This window comes from Streptomyces sp. NPDC006372 (genome assembly GCF_040612515.1).
Taxonomy (GTDB): domain Bacteria; phylum Actinomycetota; class Actinomycetes; order Streptomycetales; family Streptomycetaceae; genus Streptomyces.
This window is the reverse complement of record NZ_JBEXQJ010000017.1, coordinates 26,382-46,020: the sequence shown is the minus strand read 5'-3', so window position 1 is coordinate 46,020 and position 19,639 is coordinate 26,382. Positions and strand designations below refer to the sequence as shown.

28 protein-coding genes and 1 pseudogene are annotated in these 19,639 nt (G+C 69.7%); 2 read left to right on the top strand and 27 right to left on the bottom strand.

Annotation, left to right across the window (positions count from 1 at the left end; translation table 11 throughout):
- Nucleotides 1-16: 16 nt before the first annotated feature.
- From ABZ016_RS23945 to ABZ016_RS23870, 16 genes are all read right to left on the bottom strand, one after another.
- Nucleotides 17-3,277 carry a hypothetical protein gene (locus tag ABZ016_RS23945; RefSeq protein ID WP_356918695.1) on the bottom strand — a complete coding sequence of 1,087 codons (3,261 nt, stop codon included), beginning with the start codon at nt 3,275-3,277 and terminating at the stop codon, nt 17-19.
- Complete coding sequence (locus tag ABZ016_RS23940) at nt 3,223-3,582, bottom strand: hypothetical protein (RefSeq protein ID WP_356918694.1); 360 nt, start codon at nt 3,580-3,582, stop codon at nt 3,223-3,225. Before ABZ016_RS23940 ends, ABZ016_RS23945 begins: the two co-directional genes overlap by 55 nt.
- Nucleotides 3,579-3,800, bottom strand: coding sequence for a helix-turn-helix domain-containing protein (locus tag ABZ016_RS23935; RefSeq protein ID WP_356918693.1), 222 nt, complete (start codon nt 3,798-3,800; stop codon nt 3,579-3,581). The genes ABZ016_RS23940 and ABZ016_RS23935 overlap by 4 nt, the downstream gene beginning before the upstream one ends.
- Before the next feature lie 181 nt (nt 3,801-3,981).
- Nucleotides 3,982-4,695: a hypothetical protein gene (locus tag ABZ016_RS23930; protein ID WP_356918692.1), complete on the bottom strand. Its 714-nt coding sequence runs from the start codon at nt 4,693-4,695 to the stop codon at nt 3,982-3,984.
- 103 nt (nt 4,696-4,798) lie between these two features.
- Complete coding sequence (locus ABZ016_RS23925) at nt 4,799-5,101, bottom strand: WhiB family transcriptional regulator (RefSeq protein WP_356918691.1); 303 nt, start codon at nt 5,099-5,101, stop codon at nt 4,799-4,801.
- Nucleotides 5,098-5,277, bottom strand: coding sequence for a hypothetical protein (locus tag ABZ016_RS23920; protein ID WP_356918690.1), 180 nt, complete (start codon nt 5,275-5,277; stop codon nt 5,098-5,100). The genes ABZ016_RS23925 and ABZ016_RS23920 overlap by 4 nt, the downstream gene beginning before the upstream one ends.
- A complete protein-coding gene (locus ABZ016_RS23915; protein WP_356918689.1) occupies nt 5,277-5,447 on the bottom strand; it encodes a hypothetical protein in 171 nt (56 codons plus the stop codon). The genes ABZ016_RS23920 and ABZ016_RS23915 overlap by 1 nt, the downstream gene beginning before the upstream one ends.
- 84 nt (nt 5,448-5,531) lie before the next feature.
- On the bottom strand, nt 5,532-5,666 hold the full coding sequence (locus ABZ016_RS23910) for a hypothetical protein (RefSeq protein WP_356918688.1): 135 nt from the start codon (nt 5,664-5,666) through the stop codon (nt 5,532-5,534).
- On the bottom strand, nt 5,666-6,052 hold the full coding sequence (locus ABZ016_RS23905) for a hypothetical protein (RefSeq protein WP_356918687.1): 387 nt from the start codon (nt 6,050-6,052) through the stop codon (nt 5,666-5,668). Before ABZ016_RS23905 ends, ABZ016_RS23910 begins: the two co-directional genes overlap by 1 nt.
- Nucleotides 6,045-6,281, bottom strand: a complete 237-nt coding sequence (locus ABZ016_RS23900) for a hypothetical protein (RefSeq protein WP_356918686.1) — start codon at nt 6,279-6,281, stop codon at nt 6,045-6,047. Before ABZ016_RS23900 ends, ABZ016_RS23905 begins: the two co-directional genes overlap by 8 nt.
- A 290-nt stretch (nt 6,282-6,571) precedes the next feature.
- Nucleotides 6,572-7,849 carry an AAA family ATPase gene (locus ABZ016_RS23895; protein WP_356918797.1) on the bottom strand — a complete coding sequence of 426 codons (1,278 nt, stop codon included), beginning with the start codon at nt 7,847-7,849 and terminating at the stop codon, nt 6,572-6,574.
- A 5-nt stretch (nt 7,850-7,854) separates the two neighbouring features.
- Nucleotides 7,855-8,265, bottom strand: coding sequence for a hypothetical protein (locus ABZ016_RS23890; protein WP_356918685.1), 411 nt, complete (start codon nt 8,263-8,265; stop codon nt 7,855-7,857).
- Nucleotides 8,262-8,744, bottom strand: a complete 483-nt coding sequence (locus ABZ016_RS23885; protein ID WP_356918684.1) for a hypothetical protein — start codon at nt 8,742-8,744, stop codon at nt 8,262-8,264. Before ABZ016_RS23885 ends, ABZ016_RS23890 begins: the two co-directional genes overlap by 4 nt.
- Before the next feature lie 153 nt (nt 8,745-8,897).
- Complete coding sequence (locus ABZ016_RS23880; protein WP_356918683.1) at nt 8,898-9,416, bottom strand: hypothetical protein; 519 nt, start codon at nt 9,414-9,416, stop codon at nt 8,898-8,900.
- 125 nt (nt 9,417-9,541) lie between these two features.
- Nucleotides 9,542-9,718 carry a hypothetical protein gene (locus ABZ016_RS23875; protein ID WP_356918682.1) on the bottom strand — a complete coding sequence of 59 codons (177 nt, stop codon included), beginning with the start codon at nt 9,716-9,718 and terminating at the stop codon, nt 9,542-9,544.
- Entirely contained in the window at nt 9,718-9,945 is a 228-nt protein-coding gene (locus ABZ016_RS23870; protein ID WP_356918681.1) for a helix-turn-helix transcriptional regulator, read from the bottom strand. The genes ABZ016_RS23875 and ABZ016_RS23870 overlap by 1 nt, the downstream gene beginning before the upstream one ends.
- A 126-nt stretch (nt 9,946-10,071) precedes the next feature.
- Between ABZ016_RS23870 and ABZ016_RS23865 the strand changes: the two genes are divergently transcribed.
- Nucleotides 10,072-10,746, top strand: a complete 675-nt coding sequence (locus ABZ016_RS23865; protein ID WP_356918680.1) for a hypothetical protein — start codon at nt 10,072-10,074, stop codon at nt 10,744-10,746.
- Between the two features lie 39 nt (nt 10,747-10,785).
- On the opposite strand, the gene ABZ016_RS23860 is transcribed toward ABZ016_RS23865, so the two are convergent.
- Nucleotides 10,786-11,109 carry a helix-turn-helix transcriptional regulator gene (locus ABZ016_RS23860; RefSeq protein ID WP_356918679.1) on the bottom strand — a complete coding sequence of 108 codons (324 nt, stop codon included), beginning with the start codon at nt 11,107-11,109 and terminating at the stop codon, nt 10,786-10,788.
- Between the two features lie 76 nt (nt 11,110-11,185).
- Between ABZ016_RS23860 and ABZ016_RS23855 the strand changes: the two genes are divergently transcribed.
- The gene (locus ABZ016_RS23855; protein WP_356918678.1) at nt 11,186-12,364 is read left to right on the top strand and encodes an integrase; all 1,179 of its coding nucleotides are present in this window, start codon (nt 11,186-11,188) and stop codon (nt 12,362-12,364) included.
- 60 nt (nt 12,365-12,424) lie between these two features.
- Here the strand turns inward: ABZ016_RS23855 and ABZ016_RS23850 are convergent, their stop codons facing one another.
- The 10 genes and pseudogenes from ABZ016_RS23850 to rplS all read right to left on the bottom strand — a co-directional run bounded on the left by ABZ016_RS23850 (nt 12,425) and on the right by rplS (nt 19,592).
- Nucleotides 12,425-14,047, bottom strand: coding sequence for a recombinase family protein (locus ABZ016_RS23850; protein WP_356918677.1), 1,623 nt, complete (start codon nt 14,045-14,047; stop codon nt 12,425-12,427).
- 41 nt (nt 14,048-14,088) lie between these two features.
- Nucleotides 14,089-14,340, bottom strand: a pseudogene (locus ABZ016_RS23845) (magnesium chelatase domain-containing protein); the annotation flags it as partial.
- Nucleotides 14,340-14,741: a YraN family protein gene (locus ABZ016_RS23840; RefSeq protein WP_356918676.1), complete on the bottom strand. Its 402-nt coding sequence runs from the start codon at nt 14,739-14,741 to the stop codon at nt 14,340-14,342. The pseudogene ABZ016_RS23845 and the gene ABZ016_RS23840, both read right to left, overlap by 1 nt.
- A gap of 82 nt (nt 14,742-14,823) precedes the next feature.
- A complete protein-coding gene (locus ABZ016_RS23835) occupies nt 14,824-15,132 on the bottom strand; it encodes a DUF2469 domain-containing protein (protein WP_003993268.1) in 309 nt (102 codons plus the stop codon).
- Nucleotides 15,133-15,188: 56 nt separating this feature from the next.
- The gene (locus tag ABZ016_RS23830; protein WP_356918675.1) at nt 15,189-15,713 is read right to left on the bottom strand and encodes an NUDIX hydrolase; all 525 of its coding nucleotides are present in this window, start codon (nt 15,711-15,713) and stop codon (nt 15,189-15,191) included.
- Nucleotides 15,703-16,482, bottom strand: a complete 780-nt coding sequence (gene lepB / locus ABZ016_RS23825) for a signal peptidase I (protein WP_356918674.1) — start codon at nt 16,480-16,482, stop codon at nt 15,703-15,705. Before lepB (ABZ016_RS23825) ends, ABZ016_RS23830 begins: the two co-directional genes overlap by 11 nt.
- A gap of 51 nt (nt 16,483-16,533) precedes the next feature.
- Nucleotides 16,534-17,496, bottom strand: coding sequence for a signal peptidase I (gene lepB / locus ABZ016_RS23820; protein ID WP_356918673.1), 963 nt, complete (start codon nt 17,494-17,496; stop codon nt 16,534-16,536).
- Nucleotides 17,384-18,475: a signal peptidase I gene (gene lepB / locus ABZ016_RS23815; RefSeq protein WP_356918672.1), complete on the bottom strand. Its 1,092-nt coding sequence runs from the start codon at nt 18,473-18,475 to the stop codon at nt 17,384-17,386. The genes lepB (ABZ016_RS23820) and lepB (ABZ016_RS23815) overlap by 113 nt, the downstream gene beginning before the upstream one ends.
- The gene (lepB, locus tag ABZ016_RS23810) at nt 18,468-19,196 is read right to left on the bottom strand and encodes a signal peptidase I (RefSeq protein WP_356918671.1); all 729 of its coding nucleotides are present in this window, start codon (nt 19,194-19,196) and stop codon (nt 18,468-18,470) included. The genes lepB (ABZ016_RS23815) and lepB (ABZ016_RS23810) overlap by 8 nt, the downstream gene beginning before the upstream one ends.
- Nucleotides 19,197-19,241: 45 nt before the next feature.
- Nucleotides 19,242-19,592 (bottom strand): 50S ribosomal protein L19, encoded by a 351-nt coding sequence (rplS, locus tag ABZ016_RS23805; RefSeq protein WP_003993262.1) that lies wholly within the window; start codon nt 19,590-19,592, stop codon nt 19,242-19,244.
- Nucleotides 19,593-19,639: the final 47 nt, after the last annotated feature.

Genomic DNA, 19,639 nt, shown 5'->3' with positions numbered 1-19,639 from the left:
GCGTGCTCGCGCCGACTCAGCGAACGATGTTGCCGTTGCTGATCCTGTAACGCCCTTGCCCGAGTGCCACCTGAACGTCGCCACCGCGCGTGCTGACGGCCTTCTGGATGATCTCGACGATCGCGTCATCGAGCTTGCTCCCTCCGGAGCGAATCACCAGCTCGACCTTCTGCACCCCACCACCAGCCGGGGCCGGCGTGTACCGGGCGCCGCCGGAGCGGGGGGTGTTGAGCATGGAGGCCCATGCCTGCTGCTGCATTCGGCGGGTGTCCGGCCCGGAGTACACGCGGCTGCCGAACGGGAGCCTCACGAGCTCGGGCTCGTGTTCGCCGACCATCGTCCAGCCGGAGCGGAGACCACCCGTCGCAGCGCCGACGATGCCGCCCGCCGCCCGCATCCCGAACCCCTTCTCGATGGCCTTCTCCATCGCAGAGGCCAGCTTGTCCATCGCGCCAGCGAGCTTCGACTGCTGCGACGTCAACGACTTCACGAGCTTGTCCTGCGCGGCGATGGCGTTCTTGTACACCGCGTCCGAGGTGGTCTTGCCTGCCGCGCTGGCCGCGCTCGCGATCTGGGACTGCAGCGAGTTCATCGACTTGATCTCCGACGACGACGCGTTCAACAGGGCGCCCGCCGTCTCCAGCCCGCCGCCGTCGACGCCGGCCTCGCCGATCTGCTGGAGCAGCGCGCCGGAGAGGCCCTTCTTCTGCAGGGACGCGAGCGCCTTCGAGAACGACGTCGCCTTGTCGCGGGACGCGGTGAGCCCGCCCATGACCGACGCCACGGTGACCGGTCCGTCGCCCTGCCGCTTGGTGATGTTCGCCGAGTTCAGTACCCCGGACTTCACGCTGTCGGACAGCTGCGCGGCTGCCTGCTTCAGGCTGTCGAGCTTGTCCTTCGCCTTGTCCAGCGACGCCGTCACCTTGGTCAACGACTTCTCGTAGCCGAGCAGTTTGCGGCCGGTGGAGTCGAGGGCGCGCAGCAGGTTCTTCTCGGTGGTGCCGTGGGTGGCGGCCCGGATCTTGGTGGCCCACTGGTTCAGAGAGTCGATGAGGGACCGGGCGTCGCCCGGCTTCGCGAGCGCCGACCGGAACTCGGAGCGCTGATGCCCGGCCATGACCCCGAAGTGGCTGATGGTCAGGTCGCCGCGGGCGTCCTTCCGGGCCTGCGCTTCGCTCTTGGTGACGCCGCCCTTCGCGAACCACTTCACCGCGCCGCCAAGGATGCCGACCGTCTCTTCGGCGATCTCCCGGGACCGTGGCCGCTTCGCGGGGCTGAGCGGGATGTATGCCTCGCCGCCCGTCTCAGGCTCCGCCCACACCCGCCACGCTCCCGCCGGGGCGATCTGTGCGGTGTGGTCCTCCATGCCGCCGTCAGCGAAGGCACGGAAGATGTTGCCGTTGGCGCTGAACCGGCTGGCCGCCCGGTTGTCGGCAGCGCTGGGCGCGAACCGGCGCTGCACGTTGATGTACGCCGTACCGACCACAGAGCCGTTGATCGCCGCGACCGCCGCATCGAAGAACGAACGGTTCGCCCCGACCGGCACGTTCTTCTTCCCGAACTTCGTGCCCCTGACCTTGGTGGCCTCACCAAAGAACGGCTTCGGGTCCGCCGCCAGGGTGGCCTCCGACTTTCGCTTGTCGAAGTCGGCCAGCTCGCCGCGCGCCTCCCTCAGTGCTTCCTCGGCCGCCTTCTTGTCGGCCGTCAACTTCGCCCGGCGCTCCTTGGTCAGTGACGGGTCTTCCAGCTTCTCCTTGATGCTGGCGAGGTTGTCCTCGGCCTCCTTTACGTTCAGCGACAGCTTCGCGCGGCCAAGCTTCTCCCCAGCGGTAGTGGCGAACTCGCCGATCTTGCCGTTGACCGTGCCCAGCGTCTCGGAGGCGCCCGCCGCCCATTCGTCGAACTTCCTGTTCGACTCCGTAAGCGCGTCACCGATCCCCGGGACGTGCTCGAAGGCCATGGCCAGACCGGAAATGATCAGGTCGGCGGACTCGATCGCTGTCTGCGCCATCATCGTGAACCCGGAGCTCAGGATGGGCAGCCACTGGACGCCGGTGTTGACCATGTCGATGATCGTCTGGCCGACCATGACGAACGCGCCCCGAATGGCGCCCTCGTTCTCCTGCGCCCAGTTCGACAGGCCCCGGAAACCCTCACCCAGGGTGGACACGTCCACACCGCTGACCGCCAGCAGGGACTCAACCAGCGCCCCGCCGAGGACACTCGCCAGATCCCCGGCCACCTCGAAACCGATCCTGCCGACTTCGTTGAACGACCTGAACACGTCGGCGAGGATGTGCATCGTGGGCTCGACGCCCTCCAGCGCCCCCTCGAAAACCGAGGCAAAACCCTCAAGAGCGAGACCCGCCCCACGGAAGGCCTCACCGAGCAACGGCCCGAACGTCTCCGCGAACGCGCCCGAGATCTTCCCCAGCGACGGCAGCAAACTGTCGTTCAAGAACGACGCGAACCCGCCGAGCATCTCCGACGCGCCGCCGATGCCCTGCTCCAGCCCCTCGAACATCCCCACCAGGCCGGTGTCCAGGAGGCCGCCCAGCAGGCTGTCCCACGCATCCAGCGCTGGCTGGGACTTGGTGCCGAAGTCGAGGAACGCCTGAGTGAACGTGCCGACCGACCCGGCGAACTCCTCCACCCATCGGGATCCCATCTCAGCGTTCTTCGCCAAAGCTCCCTTGAACGCTGGCGAATCGGCAAAGCGCGCCGCCTTCTCCGTGATCCGGCCGAACGTGTCCGCCCCGGTCTCGATGACCGGCGTCAGGTCGGCCATCGCCCCCTTCAGAGACTTGACGGCCCTCTCCGTATGCGGAGCTACCGCCTTCTCCGCCGCCTTCTTCCAGTCCTCGAACGGGGCCTTGAGCTCCTTCGCCTTCTTCTTCAGGTCGCCGAGCGCCAGGGCCGCCCCGCCACCGACGGCCGCGACACCCGTCAGCATCGGCGCCAACGCCCCGATCGTCGGCAGCAGCGACGTACCCAGAGCCGCCGCGGCCCCGATGGCCTGCCCCCGCAGCCCCATCCCGCCGCCCAGCGAACTGCCAGCGTCCGTAGCCGCAGAGGAGACGCCGCCGAGCTGAACACTCAGACCGCGCAGCGCGCCGAGGCTGCCGTTCGCGTTGCGCTGCATCTGGTTGATGTTGTGGTTCACCGAGCGGAAACCCGGCCCGGTCAAGTCCCGGACGGAGACTGTGATCGTTACGTCGTTGCTCACGACGCACCCCCCGCCAGTTGGGTGAGCTCGACGTCGTCGAGGGCGGTCCACTCGTCCGCCGGCACGAAGTCCAGCCAGCGCAGGAACCCGATCGTCTCCGCGTCCGACCAGTCCTCCAAGTCGACGGCCTGGCCGTCGATCCGCCCCACCACGTCGGCGAACGCCCGGACGAACCGCATGACGAGCGGGTCGTGGATTCGTCCGGCCTGCGCCAGGTCCCGGACGCGTCCGTACTCCGCGGTCGTGATCCCCGGCAGGCGGACCCTCACGTCCTCCGCGCCCTCGAACCGCAGGAACACGTCCCCGGCACGCTCAGGGCGCTTCCTACGCGGCTTACGGGACTTCGAGCGGCTCATTCCCCCACCCCCGCCCGAACGGACGCCACAGCGCCCTCCAGCAGCCGCACACGCACCCGCCTGATGTCCGCCCGCATCTCCGGGCGTTGACGCCACCGGCGCACCGTCCTGCCCGACACCCCGATCTCGGGGCCTATCTCCTCAGCGCTGCGGCCCATCGCCAGCAGCACCGCCGCCCGCACCTTCGGCGGGAGCTCCTCATGTCCGTTCGTGGCCATAACTGTCCACCTCCCACAAAGATCGTAAGGAGGTATGCAAGTTTCCATGCAGGATGCCGATTCCTGCATTGGAGGATTCACCCAACACGAAAGCACCCGGCACGCCCATCAGGGAGTACCGGGCGCCACGCCCACCAGACAGCCGCTCAGCACCCCTCGGCAGCCGACATGCCTCCAGTCGTCACCTCGAACCCCGCAGCGACTTGAACGCGCCCACCAGCGTCCGCGTCCCGCCCCGCCCGGGCGCCAGCTCCGGCGCCTGCGCCAGCACATCCGGCACCTTCTGCTCCGCGTCCAACGCCGCACCCGCCAACGCACCCAGCAGGTGATGCCACTTCGACACACGCCCCTCGACCACCCGACGCAGCACCCACGCCGGCGCACCCCCCTCAGTCACCGGCTCGTACACCCGGCCATCCACCTTCAGCCGCGCCCCACCCAGCGAATTCCGCTCGCCACCCGTCTCACCCCCACGGGCATCGAGACCAGCCGCCGCCAGAACGTCCGTGTGCGACTCGATCGCCGCGTTGTACGCACCCGCCGCCTCCACCAGCGCCACCAGGGCCTCCTGAGCCCCCGCCAACGCCTCCACGAACCCCTCGTGCAACCCCGCCATCTCCGACCGAGCCGCACCGATCGCGGCGGCCGCCGCCTTCTCCAGCTCCGGCCGCGACGCACGCCGCATCTCCTCCGCCACCTGCTGCTCGTACGCCTGCCGCAACTCCCGGGCGTTGGCTCGGAGCTGCGCTGCCGTACGCGCCGCCTCACTGTGCTTTGCCGCCGCCAGATCCGAGTACGGCGACAGCTCCAACTCCCGCGCCGCCGCATCCCGCTCACCCTCCGCCAGCACGGCCCGCTGCTCCGCCGCCTCAACCTGCTGCTCGCTGATCCTCATGCCGTTACTCCTTGATTCCGTCTACCGGTAACCAGGTGGACACACGTCCGCCCGGGTCATTCGCCACCACCAGGGCCTCAGAGACGAAAGCCCCGCGGCCGCCCTACGAGGCCACTGCCCCTGCCCCCAATGCCAGGCCCCCACGGCGCCGCCGATCCCGCTCACGCCGCGTCGTACCGCCCCACACCCCGAAGAGTTCAGGCCGCTCCAGCGCAAACGCCTCACACACATCCAGGAAGCTGCAGCCGTCGCACAACGCTTCGGCGTCCGACTGCCGCAGCCCCTCCGCGAACCACGCGTCCGGATCCTCACGGCACTGCACTGGCTCCTGCGCATCCATGACGAACTCGGGGATCCCCAGGGCCAGCGCCGGCCGGGCGCCCGCGAGGTTGTGCCCGCCGCTCACTCGGCACCCTCGTTCAGGCGCCAGTTCATCCCCAGCACCGCCACACCGGCCGCCAGGAAGCCCGCCGTCGTCGACCAGGAGAAGACCCCCGTCGCCAGCAGCCCGAGCCCCGCCGCGTCCATCAGCTCAGACCGCACCCGAGCCAACGCCGCCCCGACCTTCCGCGTCCGCACCATCAGGACTGCCCCTCCCGGCCCGTACGCCCCCGCTCAGCCGCCCCCGGCACCCCCGAGGCGCCCCGGCCACGCAGCGAACCCTGACCAGCCCGTACGACGGCCCACACGACCATCGAGAACGCCACCGTCAGACACACCACGGCCACCGCCGCGAACTCCCAACCACCCATCCGGATCACCTCTCGTTGCCTACCGGCCCGCCAACACTCACAGCGGAGCCAACCCAGTCCAGTTTCCAAACCCACCAAGGGCGGTCACGCCCGAGCCCGCCGCGCCGACGCCCGACGCCGGGCGACCGGGTCGCGCACCCGCCACGCCCGCACGGCGCACACCATCCACAGGGCGCCGCTGATGCTGTGGAGACCGGTGGAGATCGCGTTCAAGGTCATCAGGGCTCCTCTCTGCTCGCGTTGGCCGGCCGCCGGTCGACGGCCGGAGTCTTGGGGGCCAGGACGGCGAGGCCCTCGGTGATGCGGCGCGCTTCGGCGACGTCGTCCCGTGAGGGACGCACCGCGGCGAGGACGACGCTGGCGCCTTCGAGACTGCGGCCGGTGCGGAGGACAGCGAGGCAGGCGGCGACGTAGCCGACCGGCCCGGCTCGCTCCTCGTCGGTGAGGTCGTTGACGGCCTGGCGCCGGAGCTTCTCGGCATGCCGGGCGGCGACGCCGTGCTGCCGTTCCTCGGCAAACTCCTGCCGGCGCCGTCTGTCCGCCTCGGCCTTGGCTCGCGCGGCGGCGATCCGGGCCTGTACCTGCTGCTCGACGTGGCTACTCATCGACGCTGGCCGGGTCGTAGTTGGGGAGGTAGACGACCTCCCACTCGTGCTCCGCCAGCGCCTTGGCGTCGACGAGGGTGGGTGAGTAGCCACGGCCGTCGGGGACGAACGGCAGGAGGGTCGGGGCGTCACCGTCGATGCTGGGGAGCCAGGCAATGATCGGGTCGGTGGCCCCAACGGCCTCGCTCCGCAGGTACCAGCCGGGCGCGGCGGGGATGAGGTTGGGCATTCGGTGACTCCTTGTTCTGTGGCGGCCGCCAGGGAGGGCAGCAACGTGAGGTAGGGGGTTCGATCGGTCGCCTCCCTCTCCTACACACGCTGGGAGGTGACGAGATTGGTGTTATTGGATCTGACCTGCTGTTTTGTGTTGACGAGATTGGTGACGAGATTGGGGGTCGGGGTGACGAGATTGGTGAAATTGGGCCGTCAATCTCGTCAGCCAATCTCGTCAATCTCGTCACTCGTCTGATCTTGTGGAGCCGCAGGTCAGGCCCAATTCCGTCAGTTCCGTCAATCACGTCAGCGTGTGTCGAGGGAGGTCGGCAGGGACCAGATGGCGCGCTTCTCCTTCCCGAAGCCGGTGTTGGTTGAGGTGAGCTTGAGACGCCTCTTGGCGCGGTCCATGGCCGAGCTGCTGAACCCTGCCGCCTTGGCGTGCTGCTTGATCTCCTTGGCGTCCGCCTCGCCGCCGAGGTCGGTGAGGTAGTCCCGCAGCCACACGGAGGCCTCGTTGGTCTCCTCGCGGCCGACATCGGGTTCGTTCTCGGCGCGCATGACCTCCCTGACGGAGGTGGACACCTCGGGGCCGAGGACGAACCGGGAGACGTAGGAGGGCCCTTCGGGGGTGTTGACGGTCACCGGCTGGATCGCGTACTCGTGGGAGGGCAGTCCGAGGCGGCCAAGGTTGTTCTTCTCCAGCGACATGACGAGCCGCTCGTCGCCCTGCTCGTCTTCGTGTCGGGCGAACGCGATCAGGCAGCGGATCAGTTGGCCGAAGGCGCCCGACCCGGCCACCCGGGCGAGAGGGTCCGAGCCGCCGGCCTTGGTGAAGTGCGCCAGTCCGAGGATGGTGAACCGGTGCCGGTCTGCCGCGGCGACAAGGGGCTCAAGGGCCTGCCGGACCTCTGCGGCCCGGTAGTCGTTGATGGTCTTGTCGATGTACGACAGCAGCGGGTCCATGACGAGCAGCGCCACGCTGTGCGCCTCGGCCTCCCGGGCGAGCAGGGAGGTATCGACCGGGAGACTCAGGCGCGCGTGCAGCTGCTCGTCGTCCTGGACGGTCACATGAAAGACGAGGTCCATATCGGCGTCGGCCGCGATGAGTCGGGGAGCGATGGTGTACGCCCACGAGTCCTCGGCCGCCGCGTAGATGACCGGTCGAGGCTTGCCGTACAACTCGCCAGGGAGCAGGCCGCGGGTGATCTGGGCGGTGAGCCATACCGCGTACTGCGACTTGCCGAGCCCAGGACCGCCAGCTGCAAGTACGAGGGAGTGCATCGGGATCCGGCCGTGCGATGTTGGCAGGGCCCCCTCTGGTGTGGTGTCCCACAGCCAGCGGACCGGACGGATCTGAATACCGGAGGCGGGCCGCAAGAGCAGGGAGCGCGGGCGACGGCTGCTCTCACGGCCTTCTGATCCTGCTCTCTCGACCTCAGACTCTGACTCGCCATAGGGCTCGGTCGCCCACAGGTCTTCCCTGCCTGCGAACTCGTGCCCCAGCAGGCCCGTCTGGTGGGTCGCATACGCCAGCCCGCACACCCCGCCGTCGCGGGTCGGGTGTACGCAGAGGTCGGGCATGTTCGTCACCGGCGGGGCCCTTCAAGGTCGGCAGGGCCGTAGAGGAGTTCGCATCCGCCGCGCTCGCAGCCGAGCCGCTCGGGCCGTGGGGTCATGCCGGCCAGGCGGGTCAGCACCCGCTGCGCCTCGATCACGCCGTTAGCGTCGAAGCCCTTCACGACGATCGTGCAGGCGTGAGCAGCGGCGACGAGCGCCCGCAGGTTCGCGTCGCCCTCGTACACGCCGCGCGCCCCACCGATGTGCACCTCGACGTTCGTGCCGGGCGGGAACCCGCACGGGGGGATGTCCACGGTCGGCCGGAACGACATCAGGGTGTCCCGGTCGACGTGCTCGGAGAGGTCGACGAGAACCACACCCGCGATCCGTACCGTCGCCTCGTCGGAGCGCGGGGACAGCTTGGTGACGGTTGCACTCATGCCGCCACCTGCCGCTTCTGCACGTCGACCTGACGGCCGTCACGGAGGCACCGGTACCAGCCCGGCCGACCGGGGATCGCGACCGGTGGCCACCCTTCGGAGGCCTGTACAGGGCGCGTCGGTCGAGGCTGCGCGAGGGCGTCCAGCTCCGCGAGCGTCCGCCGCTCGGCGATCGGAGCGTGCGGTGCGGAAGCCTCTTTGAACCAGGCCAGCAAGGCATCCTCGTCGCCGTACTGACGCCAGAGCTCGGCGGCCGTGAGGACGGCCGCGAACCTGCGCTGATCGTTGGTTCCGAGCTGCTGCCACTCCTGCGTGCCGTAGGCGGGCACTGGCTGGCGCTGATCGCCGATGAGCTCGGTCACTCGGGCCGACGCCCACAGAGCCACCTGGTCGGTGCCGGTCGGGGCACGCCACGCCCCGGTGCCCGCGGTGGCCGCGGGGCGCTTGTCGCCTGGACGGGCGACACGGTTTTCGTTCACGTTCGGGTCCTTGCCGAGAGGGCGGCCGGTGGGCGGCCGGCCAGGGTCTGGGGGACGTCGTGGGCGCGGGGTGGCGGAGCCGCGCCGTGGGTCAGGGCCCCGGGCTCCGCCCGGCCACGAGCAGGGCGGAAGCGAGGGGACGAGGGAGGCAGGTCACGCCTGCGGACCGTCCTGCTGGGCGGCCTCGACCGTGGCGGCCATGCCGTCCATGGCGTCGGCCAGCTCCCGCAGCCGTGCGGCCGTGATGCGGGTCTGCTCGGGGGTGAGGTCGTCGCCCATGAACGAGACGGCGGGCGCCTGGTCGCCGATCTCGGCGAGGCAGGCGAACACGAGGGGCTCGCCGTGCCGGTCGAAGGACCGCACGAAGAACTCCGGGCCGCAGTGGTCGTCGTGCGTGTCGACGTCGTCGCACCAGTCGTAGACGTCGCAGGGGCGCGGGATCCGGCCCGCCTCCCGCTCGGCGGCCTCGCGGGCGAGGGTCTCGTGCAGGGTCTCGGCGGTGTACTTCCGGCCGTGCTCGACGAGGGCCCCGATGATCCGGTCGACGGCCACCTCGACGCGCGCGGCCTGCTCCGGGTCCGTGCCGTGCTCGCGCGGCTCGTCGACGAGGAACGGGACCCGGCCGGTGGGCGTGGTGTCCAGGGCGGGGATGGTCTTAAGCTGGTGAGACAACGTCTTCTCCTTCTCTGAGATGACGGGCCCTCGGTCGCTGGCAGGCGATGAGCCGGGGGCTTCGTCGTTGGTGGGACGTTCAGGCCCGGTCGCTGGTGGTGATGACACCGACGGCCGGGCCGCTCTCATGCGGCCGTGATGTGCGGCGCGGGGTCGGTCCAGATGAGGACCTGAAGCCGGGCGACCTGCTCGGGGCTGAGCGGCGGGGCCTCGTTCACGAGCCGCTGCACCCCCAGCCAGTAGGCCTCGCCGGCCTTATCGCCGCGGGCTGCGGCTTCTGCCGCGAGCTTCTCGGCGTCCATCAGGCGACGCTCGACGTGATGTCAAGGACGTCAGCCAGCCGGAGAGCGGCCGCGCTGCGCGGAGCTGCGGTGCCCTGCTCCCAGCGGTGCACGGTCGACACGCTGGCGCCGACGGAATCGGCGATCTCTCGGAGCGTGAGTCTGCGGTTCTCGCGCCGCTCCCGCACCTTGCCGCTGGCGACAAGCACGCGAACTGCGCTGATCCGCCGAAGGTCTTCGGTGGTCATGGGACTATCTAAGCACATCCCGGGAGCGTTATGGAACTCATTCGGGACTACGCATCAGAACGTCGCTCCATGCGAGTTCCCGTGCGCCTCCCGTTGGCGTTGCGCTTCGGGCTGGAGGCGGGCAGGATGAGCATCATGACCGCCCCCCAAAGCCATCGCGTCTGGATCACGGATCCGGAGCCCATCGAAGGCGCACCCGGAAACCTCGCCCGTTCACTGGTGTCCCTCGTCCCCGTCACATATCCGCATGTCCTCGTCCGCATCGAGTACGTGATTCGGGACGGGGAGCGCATCGAAGGCCCCTATGGCATCCGGATCCAGCAGGCCCCTGATCTCGAGGCGTCAGCGTGGCAGCCTCTCGCCGCCACCCTCATCCGGGACCTGCCGGTGACGCAGCTCGAGCGCGCCGCTCGCCTCGCTCTATCCCTGGGGTTGCGCGCACCCAGTGGCGCTCCGCTCACATCTGGAATCCGGATGGTCGAGATGGCGCCGCCGCCCGAACTAATCCCTGAGCGCGCAGCCGAGATGGTTCGCGAGCGACACCCCGACGTGAACCCGGACGACGGACCAGGGGCCCTGCGTCGATGGAAGCGCCTTATCCGGCTGGCCGAGGTCCAACTCGAGTACGCCGCAGCCATCGCGGCGGGAGAGAAGGCGCCAGCGGCCTTCGTCGCGGAGAAGCGCGGAGTCGCCCCCGGGACGGTACGCACCTGGTTGCACGGCGCCAAGCAAGAGGGACTCGAGTACAAGGGGGGCCCCGACTTCTCAGCCGTCGCCACCTCGCCAGTCAACGAAGACTGACCTGCTCCCCTGAACCCCCCGCCTGCACAGGTGAGGGGTTCATTGCTGCCGAGTGCGCCACGGGTGCGATCGGCCGGCGTCGTCGACCGCCGCGGCCGACAGCAGAGCCGACCCTGCCGCTCGCAGTTCCAGTACCGAAGCGAGCGCCTGCGCCACCTTCACGGATGGGCAGCGCTCGCCGCGCTCCAACTTCGAGATGTAGTCCGGCCGGACGCCGACCGCGGCCGCCACCGCGCCCTGAGAGAGGCCGGCTTCGTCGCGCGCCTGGCGCAGCGCCTCCCCGAGTCCCGCCGGAGGGGTACGCCGCTGCCGAGTCACCGTGTGCATACAGTCGACGATATGGGCGCGAGTCAACTCGGGCATGGACCTAGGGCCACCCCCTTACCGGGGGTAGCTCCGTATAATTTCCCTTATACAAGGCTAGTTTGAGGGAGGGTCAGTGATCGACTCCGGAACCGTTGTTGAGGTGGTCGACGCCGAACTGGTGGACGACGACGAGGGCCGCGCGCTACCCGCCGTCGCGGAGAAGCCGGCACCCCGCGCCCTCGTGGACCGGCACACCCTGCTCCGCCCCGGCGCCCCGGTCCCGACGACGGCCGACCTCCCGAAGTACACAGAGGCAGACTTCCGGATCTCGCGCGAGACGGCCGACCTGATCGACGAGGCGCCCCCCGCCAACACCTCCCGCACCTACGGCTCCGCCCTCGGCCAGTTCCGCACCTGGTGCGAGGAGAACGGCCGCGTGGCCATGCCGTGCACCACGGCGACGTTCGTGGAGTACGTCGGGCACCTGGTGCAGCGGGACATGGCGCCCACGTCCGTCCAGGTACACATGTCGGCGATCCGCTCCGCCCACCCCGACGGGCAGCAGCCCGGCACGAAGGAGGCCCGGCAGATCCTCCGCAAGCACTCCCGGGAGTGGGCCCGCCGCCGCACCCCCAGGAAGGCCCCGCCGATTCGTACGCCTGCCCTCGCCGCCATGGTCGGCACCTGCACCGCCCAGGACGACCGCGAGCGGCCCAGGGCCCTGCGGGATGCCGCGCTGCTCACGCTCGGCTGGGGGATGCTCGCCCGGCGCAGCGAGCTCGCGAACCTCCTGATCGAGCAGCTGGTCGTCGAGAACGACGGCGTCACCGTTCTGGTGGCGTTCTCCAAGACCGACCAGGCCGCCAAGGGCGAGTCCACGTTCGTCCCGGCCGACCCCGACGAGCCTGCCGTGTGCCCCGTCCGCCGGGTACGGGCGTGGCTGGAGGAGCTGCGCCATCAGGGCATCACGTCCGGGCCGCTGTTCCGGCACATCACCCGAGGCGGCACTATCCGCCCGCGCTCCGGGCCGCGGGGCGACTTCCTCAGCCCCGACGCCATCGGCGACGTCTTCAAGACCCGGGCCGCCCTCGCCGGGGTGAAGGGCCCGGACGGCCGCCCGGCGACCGCGCACGGTGCCCGGCGCGGCCCGGCGCAGGAGATCGCTGATGCGGGCGGCGACCCGACCGCACAAGGCCGGTGGAAGCCCGGCTCCCAGACGGTTCGGAAGCACTACGTCGAGCCCGCCCAGGGCAAGGCGAACAACCCGCTGCACGCCGCCCGGGCCAAGGCCCGCGAGCAGGCCGACACCTGAGCGCTCGGCGACAGCAAAGGGCCCGGCCAGGGACTCCCCCGGCCGGGCCGCTCCCCTTGATCAGCCAGGCCGCTTCCAGTCGATGCGCACGGCGTCCGGGTTGAAGTAGGACTTCGTCACCCCCGGCTGGAACCCCGCCGGCCTCCCACGACGCGCGGGCAGCAGGGTGACCGTCATCAGCGCGTCCACAATCGCCCGCTTCTTGTCCAGGTGATAGTCCGGCCACTCCTCGACCACCTTCGGCGTACCGAGCGGCAGCCCTGCCAGCACCGACTGCTGCGCCTGCGCCGCCATCCGTGCCTCGACCTGATCCAGCCGCTGTCTGGTCAGCGCGGTCCCGTCGAGCATCTGCTGCCGCGTGATGAGGTCCTCCGCGTAGTCGGCTGCCAGGGAGTCGAGCTTGCCCCGCAGTGCGTTTGCAGCGGCCGCGAGATCCTCCTGTTTCTCAGCCGACCGGGCAGGCGGCACCAGGGCAGCGGCAGCATCAGGTCGGGACAGTCGCACCAAGACGAGGTTGGTGATGTGCTCGTCCAGTGGAGCGGCCACCCGGGTGACGTGCTTGCCCGTGCGGCAGCGGTACGCCGGCACATGCACGCGGCCGGTCCCCTTGCCCGAGGTCGAGCAGCGCACGGTCTCGGTGCACTCGTCGAAACCGCAGCGGTACAGGCCCGTACCGAGCCACACACGCCCGTTCCCTGGTGTCGTACGACGCTCGGGGCGCTCCAAGATGGCCTTGCATGCCCGCCACTTCTCCTCGGGCACCAGAGGCGGCCATGAGGCCTTGCCTACGATCTCGCCCTTGTGCTCGATGAGCCCGGCATTGCGGGGACGCAGCAACATCTTGCGCAGCTCTGTGGGCGTCCACTCCCGCGACTCGGGCTCCCCGCGGCTGCCGTCGGGCTGCTTGTACCGGCGAGGCACCGTGCGGATTCCAGCGGCCGCCAGGGCCCGACACTCCGAGCGCAGACTGTCTCCGGCGATGATGGCGTCCGTGGCTTTTTCCGCGTGCCATGCCTCGGAGCCGTCTGCGACCTCTGCGTCTGCCCCGCATGCCACACAGACGGCCACGACGGTGAAGCTGCCCGTCTCCTCGTCGTCCTCGCGCTTGATGGCGAATCCGTCCGGGGCGGGGCACTGCGGGCATTCCAGTGAGCGGGGGGTGATGCCGTCGGCCTCGTAGCCGAACGGGCGGGGGCCGCCGCGGTACTCACCCTTCGCCAGGTTGTCCGCCTTTGCATCCCGGACGCGTTCGCTGATCTGCTCGGCTTCGTGCTGGGCGTCGACTGCCGCGCGCAGAGCGTCACGGCGCCCGTCCGCGGTTGCCAGGTTGTAGCGGCCCGCCTTGACGGTCTCGACCTCGAGGCCCTTCTCGGCGATCAGCTTGAAGAACTCAAGGCCGTCGTCGAGTCGCCTGTAGAAGCGCGTCGGGGCCAGGGCGTAAGCGCCCTCGGCGTGGCCGGCGCGGAGGAAGGCGAGCATCTTGAGGTAGTCCGGGCGCGGCTTGCCGCTGTATGCGGACCGGTCGTCATCGGTGAAGACGGCGACGATCTCGTCACCGTTCTTGTCAGCGAGGGTGCGGCATTGCCGCTCCTGGCGGTCGACGCCGTTCTGTCTGCCTTCTCGGTCGTCGCTGATCCGGGCGTAGATGACCATGCGTCGGCCAGCGCGGGGAGGGTTGGTCATGCCGAGGAGGGTACGGCTTAAAAGCGTCTGAGTGCCACCCTTGACAGGTCGAAGCCGCTGCCCGACTTCGGCACCGAGGCCGGGCTCAGGCCGACCGTGAGTTTTTTCTGGGGCCAGGCCGCGCCCGAGTTGACGACCGCGGCGCGCACCCGGTCCCGGCTCTCCGTGAGGCTCTTGTCGGGCAGCCCCACCAGGGTGAACGCCGCGACGCCCGGTTCGAGGTCGGCCTGCACCTCGACGACCACGCCCTCGACACCCACCAGCGCCACCGAACACGTACGGGCGAACCCCATCAGGCCACCCCTCGCACGTGCTCGACCACGGCCGCGCCGCGGGCCGGCAGCAGGACCCCTACCACGTCGATGCGGACCCCGCCGGGCGGTGCGCCCCCGTGGGTCTGGATCCACCGCTCGGCGAGGTCCCGCAGGCGCTCCGCCTTCTGCGGGGTCACGGCCGCCATCGGATGACCGAAGGGGCCCTCCCTGCGGGTCTTCACCTCGCAGACGACCAGGACGTCCCCGTCCCTGGCCACGATGTCGATCTCACCGGTCCGGCCGGAGCGCCAGTTGCGCTCCAGCACCGTCAGACCGGCCTCGGCCAGCCGCCGTGCGGCCAGGCTCTCGCCGTACTTGCCCAGTGCGCTGCGTGCCCTATGTGCGTTCATGTCGGCACCACCTCCGGCGCCAACGATCACGCAGCCTTCCCCACGAAGTGGATCTTGGTGGACGGCTCAGCGATTGTGGAAAACCCCGTCACCCACTCGGTGACTCACGCGGTCACCCGCTCGGCAGCTCGAGATCGCTCTTGTTCAGCTCCTCGATGTTCACGTCCTTGAACGTGAGGACCCGGACCTGCTTCACGAACCGCGCCGGCCGGTACATGTCCCACACCCAGGCGTCCGCCATGGACACCTCGAAGAACACCTCACCCTGGACCGAGTGCACCTGCATCTCGTAGTCGTTGGTCAGGTAGAAGCGCCGCTCGGTCTCGATCACGTATTTGAACAGACCGACGACATCGCGGTACTCCCGGTAGAGCTTCAGCTCCATCTCGGTCTCGTACTTCTCGAGGTCCTCGGCGCTCATGGCATGTTCCCCTTCAGCCGTGCGATCCCACCATTGTGCGCCAGTACCGTGAGCCCTCAGACGATTTCCGGGTCAAGGATCACGGGCCTGGCCGGGGGACCTTCGTCGAGCAGCGTGCGCAGCAGCCCGGCGAGTCTGGTCGGATACACCGTCTCATGTGCCCGGGACAGTTCCGGACACGTCCACCAGCGCGCTCCGGCGACACTGCGCCGTTCCAGCTCGGTCAGCCCCGCGGCCTGGATCGCCGTGCGGTCCGTTCGAGCCAGGTAGTACCACTCGTCCTGGTCCCAGCGGCGACCCGCGAACGGGAACGAGCACATCCGCCGCCACAGCACCGGGCCGAGCTCGACCTCGGTGATGCCCGTCTCCTCGGCGAGTTCCCTCAGTGCGGCTTCTTCACGGGTCTCGTCGCCCTCGACGCCGCCACCGGGGGTGAACCACCAGTCGTCGGCGGGATCGTCCGGCTCGTGCCCGTGCAGCAGCAGGATGCGGTCCTGCGGGTCGAGCAGTACCACCCGGGCGACCTTGCGCAGTCCGCCCTCGTAGGTGTCGTCGCCCGCCCCCACGGCCTCAGCGGGCACCCGCGGGCTCCGCGCTCGCCCGCCGGGCCCTGGCGTTGCCCGTGCGCTTGGCGATGGGCCCGTAGGCGCCTCCGGCCAGGACGAGCACGGCACCGGCGATCACCGCGGCGGTGATCGTCCGCAGCGGACCGGGCGAGGACAGGGTGCCGAGCGGCTCGAAGCCGGTGGGGCGCGGCAGCATGCCGTTCATGGGATAGACGACGGCGTCCACCCGCGCGTCCACGGCACTGCGCGCCACCGTGCCGCCGGCGGCGTCGGTCAGGTGGGCGGTGGAGTCCAGGGAGCTGTCGCGCTCGTCACCGAGCAGGAACAGCCGGCCCTCGGGGACGGTCACGGTCGGGAAGTTGCTGATCTCGGCCGGTTTGCCCTTGGGCAGGTAGGTCTCGTCGATCTCCTTGCCGTTGACCTTCAGCTTGCCGTCCTGGCAGCAGGAGACCGTGTCACCGCCGACGGCGACCACGCGCTTGACCATCGGGGCGTTGGCCCAGGTCGTGTCCTTGAAGACGACGACGTCCCCACGGCGCACCTCGGCGCCGTCGACGCGCTGCGCGAGGATCCGGTCGCCCGCGCCGATCGTCGGCGTCATCGAGCCGGTCGGAACGGTGTACGGCCGGTAGACCACCGCTCCCCAGGCGAACCCCCCGAGGAACAACACGAGGCCCAGCGCGACGGCCAGTCCGGACAAGCGCTGTCCGGTCCGGCTGCCCACCGGGCCCGTGCTCGGGCCACCGCTGCGCGGGACCGTGTGCGTCATGCTCTCGCCACCCATGGGTCCGCACCCTACCCGGGGGTACCGACCAGGGTCAGCCCGCCGTCGGAATCACTGCTTCCTGCGGCGCCACCACACCACCGGCACCACACCGGCGAGCGCGAGTCCCTGCGGCGCCGCCGGCAGACCGGCCGCGGCCGGCTGGGCGCCCAGGCCGCTCTGGTCAAAGGTGTCCGGCACCGGCAGGTTGTCCCAGCGGTTGACCGGCCAGGCGATGACGACGGCACGGCCGACGACGTCCTTCACCGGCACCATGCCGTGATGCGCGTCCGATTGGTTGTAGCGGGAGTCCCGGGAGTTCTGCCGGTGGTCCCCCATGACCCAGATGTAGCCCTCGGGAACCTTTACCTTGAATTGGCCACCCTGGTCGTCGACGCTGCACGGCGTGTTGCCGGCGTAGACGTACGACTTCTCGTCCAGCGCCTTGCCGTTGACCCTCAGCGGGCCGGTGTTCTTGCACTCGACCGTGTCGCCGCCGACGCCGATGACGCGCTTGATGAGGTCCTTCTCCTCCGCCGACGGCATGAGGCCGATCCAGCTGAGGAACGTCTGGAGCGCGTTCGGGTCCGTCGTCGGCTCGCCCGCCAGCCAGTTGTCCGGGTCGTGGAAGACGACGACCTCGCCCCGCTCCGGTTCGGAGCCGAACCAGGGGGTGAGCTTGTCGACCAGCACGCGGTCGCCCTGCTGGAGCGTGTTCTGCATCGAGTCGGAGGGGATGGAGAACGCCTGCACCAGGAAGGTCTTGATCAGCAGCGCGAGCACCAGCGCGATGCCGATCAGGATGGGCAGCTCCTTCCAGAAGGAGCGTGGCTTCTTCGCTGTGCGGGCCGTGCCGCCCGGCCCCTGTCCCTCGGCTGTCGTGTGCTCGCCCGTCACCCTGTCGTCCTTGGCTGCCCCGGAGTCATTCCCGGAGGTCACGGCGCTGTCCGCGGCCGGGACGGTGGATTCCGCGGGGCTTCCGCGGTGCTCCTCCCCGTCGTGTCCGGACCGTGCGCCAACCGCCACATCCCCCACGCCAACTCCTCACTGTGTGCCGCCGCCTGCCCCATACGCGGCGCAGGCCCACCACTCCCATAACGAGCGGGAGTTCCGCAGGGGTCGGGAGCTGGATCGTTCCGTTCGAATCGTCGGAAGCAACCCTATGCGACAGCGGGGGCGCAGCGGTCGACCCGGCCCAGTCCGACACGGAGGCGTAGGTCTGTGGTTCGTCGAGCATGTTCCAGTGCCCGAAGGGCCAGGCGATGACCATGGCGCGGCCCACCACCTCGTCCTCGGAGACCGTGCCGCCGTAGTCGGTGTCCTGGTGGGCGCGGGAGTCCGCGGAGTTGTTCCGGTGGTCGCCCATCACCCACAGCCGGCCCTGGGGGACGGTGATCTCGAACGGCGTGTCGGACGGGGCTGCGCCGGGGTACAGGTAGTCCTCGTTCAGCGGGATGCCGTTGACGGTCACGCGCCCTTGTCCGTCGCAGCACTTGACGCGGTCACCGCCGACGCCGACGACCCGCTTGATGAGGTCCTTCTCGTTGTCGGACGGCAACAGACCGATGAAGGTGAGGCCTTCCTTGACCTGCTTGATGACGACGGGGTCGTCCTTCGGGGTCGTCGTCTGCTCGTCCTGGAGCCAGCCACCGGGGTCCTTGAACACCACGACGTCCCCGCGCTGCGGCTTGGAGCCGAACCACGGGGTGAACTTGTCGACCAGCACGCGGTCGCCGATCTGGATCGTCTGCTCCATCGAGCCGGACGGGATGACGAAGGCCTGGACGAGGAACGTCTTCAGGACGAGGGCTATGAGGACCGCGACGCCGACGAGGAGAGGTATCTCCTTGACGGCGCCGCGCCTGCGGCGCCGCTTGACCTTGCGCTGGAGCTTGCGCCGCTCGGCGCGCGTTCGGCCACCGCCGGACGGGGCGGAGGTGCGCCGGGCGCCGGTGGGCAGCAGGTTCTCCGCGGCGTTGCTGACGACGCCGCGCGGTTTGCCGCGGTTACCCATGGGCGCCCGCCCTTCCGGCGGCGGGTGCGGGCACGTGCGCGTAGGCGTCGGGGCGGTGCAGGCGGACCGCGTGGCCGGCGGGCCAGACGATCCAGTCGGCCCGGCCGATCACGTCGGCGACCGGCACCATGCCGCCGCCCGGCGAGCCGAGGTGGTCGCGGGAGTCGCTGGACCGGCTGCGGTGGTCGCCGAGGACGAAGAGAGTGCCGTCGGGTACGGCGACGTCGAAGGACACCGTGGAGGGGCTGTCGCCGGGGTACAGGAAGCGCGACTCGTCGACCGGCCGGCCGTTCACCTGGATCCTCCCGTCCTTGTCGCAGCAGACCACGTGGTCTCCCCCCACGCCTACAACGCGCTTGATGTAGTCCGCGTGCCCGAAGTACCCGGTCCCGTCGAACACGACGATGTCTCCCCGCTGCGGCGCGGCACCGAAACGGTACGCCAACTTATTTACGAGAACCCGGTCTCCGATCCTCAATGCCTTTTCCATGGATCCGCTGGGAATCTGGAACGGCCGCAGCACGAAGGTGCTGAGCAGGAGCAGGAACAGCAGGCACGTGAGCAGGGTCAGAGTGATCCGGCCGCCGGGCAGCCACTCGGCGGCACGGGACACCAACGCGAAACGCGACCGTTCCTCCGGCCCTCCGGGGTCCGAGGTCTCCTCGGAGTCGGAAGGGCGGGAGGAGCGGTCGCGCTCCGTCGACTGTGCTTCGGTGTCCATCGGAGCCAGATGCTATCCGGCCCCGACGCGAACCCCGGAGAGCGCTCAGCTCTCGCGCTTCTCCTTGATCTTCGCGGCCTTGCCGCGCAGCTCGCGGAGGTAGTACAGCTTGGCGCGGCGGACGTCACCCTTGGTGACGAGCTCGATCTTCTCCACGATCGGGGTGTGCACCGGGAAGGTGCGCTCGACGCCGACGGAGAAGGAGACCTTGCGGACCGTGAAGGTCTCGCGCACGCCCGAACCCTGGCGGCGGATCACGACGCCCTTGAACTGCTGCACACGGGAGCGGTTGCCCTCGATGACGCGGACGTGCACGTTGACCGTGTCGCCCGGACGGAAGGCGGGGACGTCGCTGCGCAGCGACGCGGAGTCGACGGTGTCGAGCAGGTGAGACATTTCGTCTGCTTTCTTCGCTGATGCCACAGGTCATCAACGGAAACTAG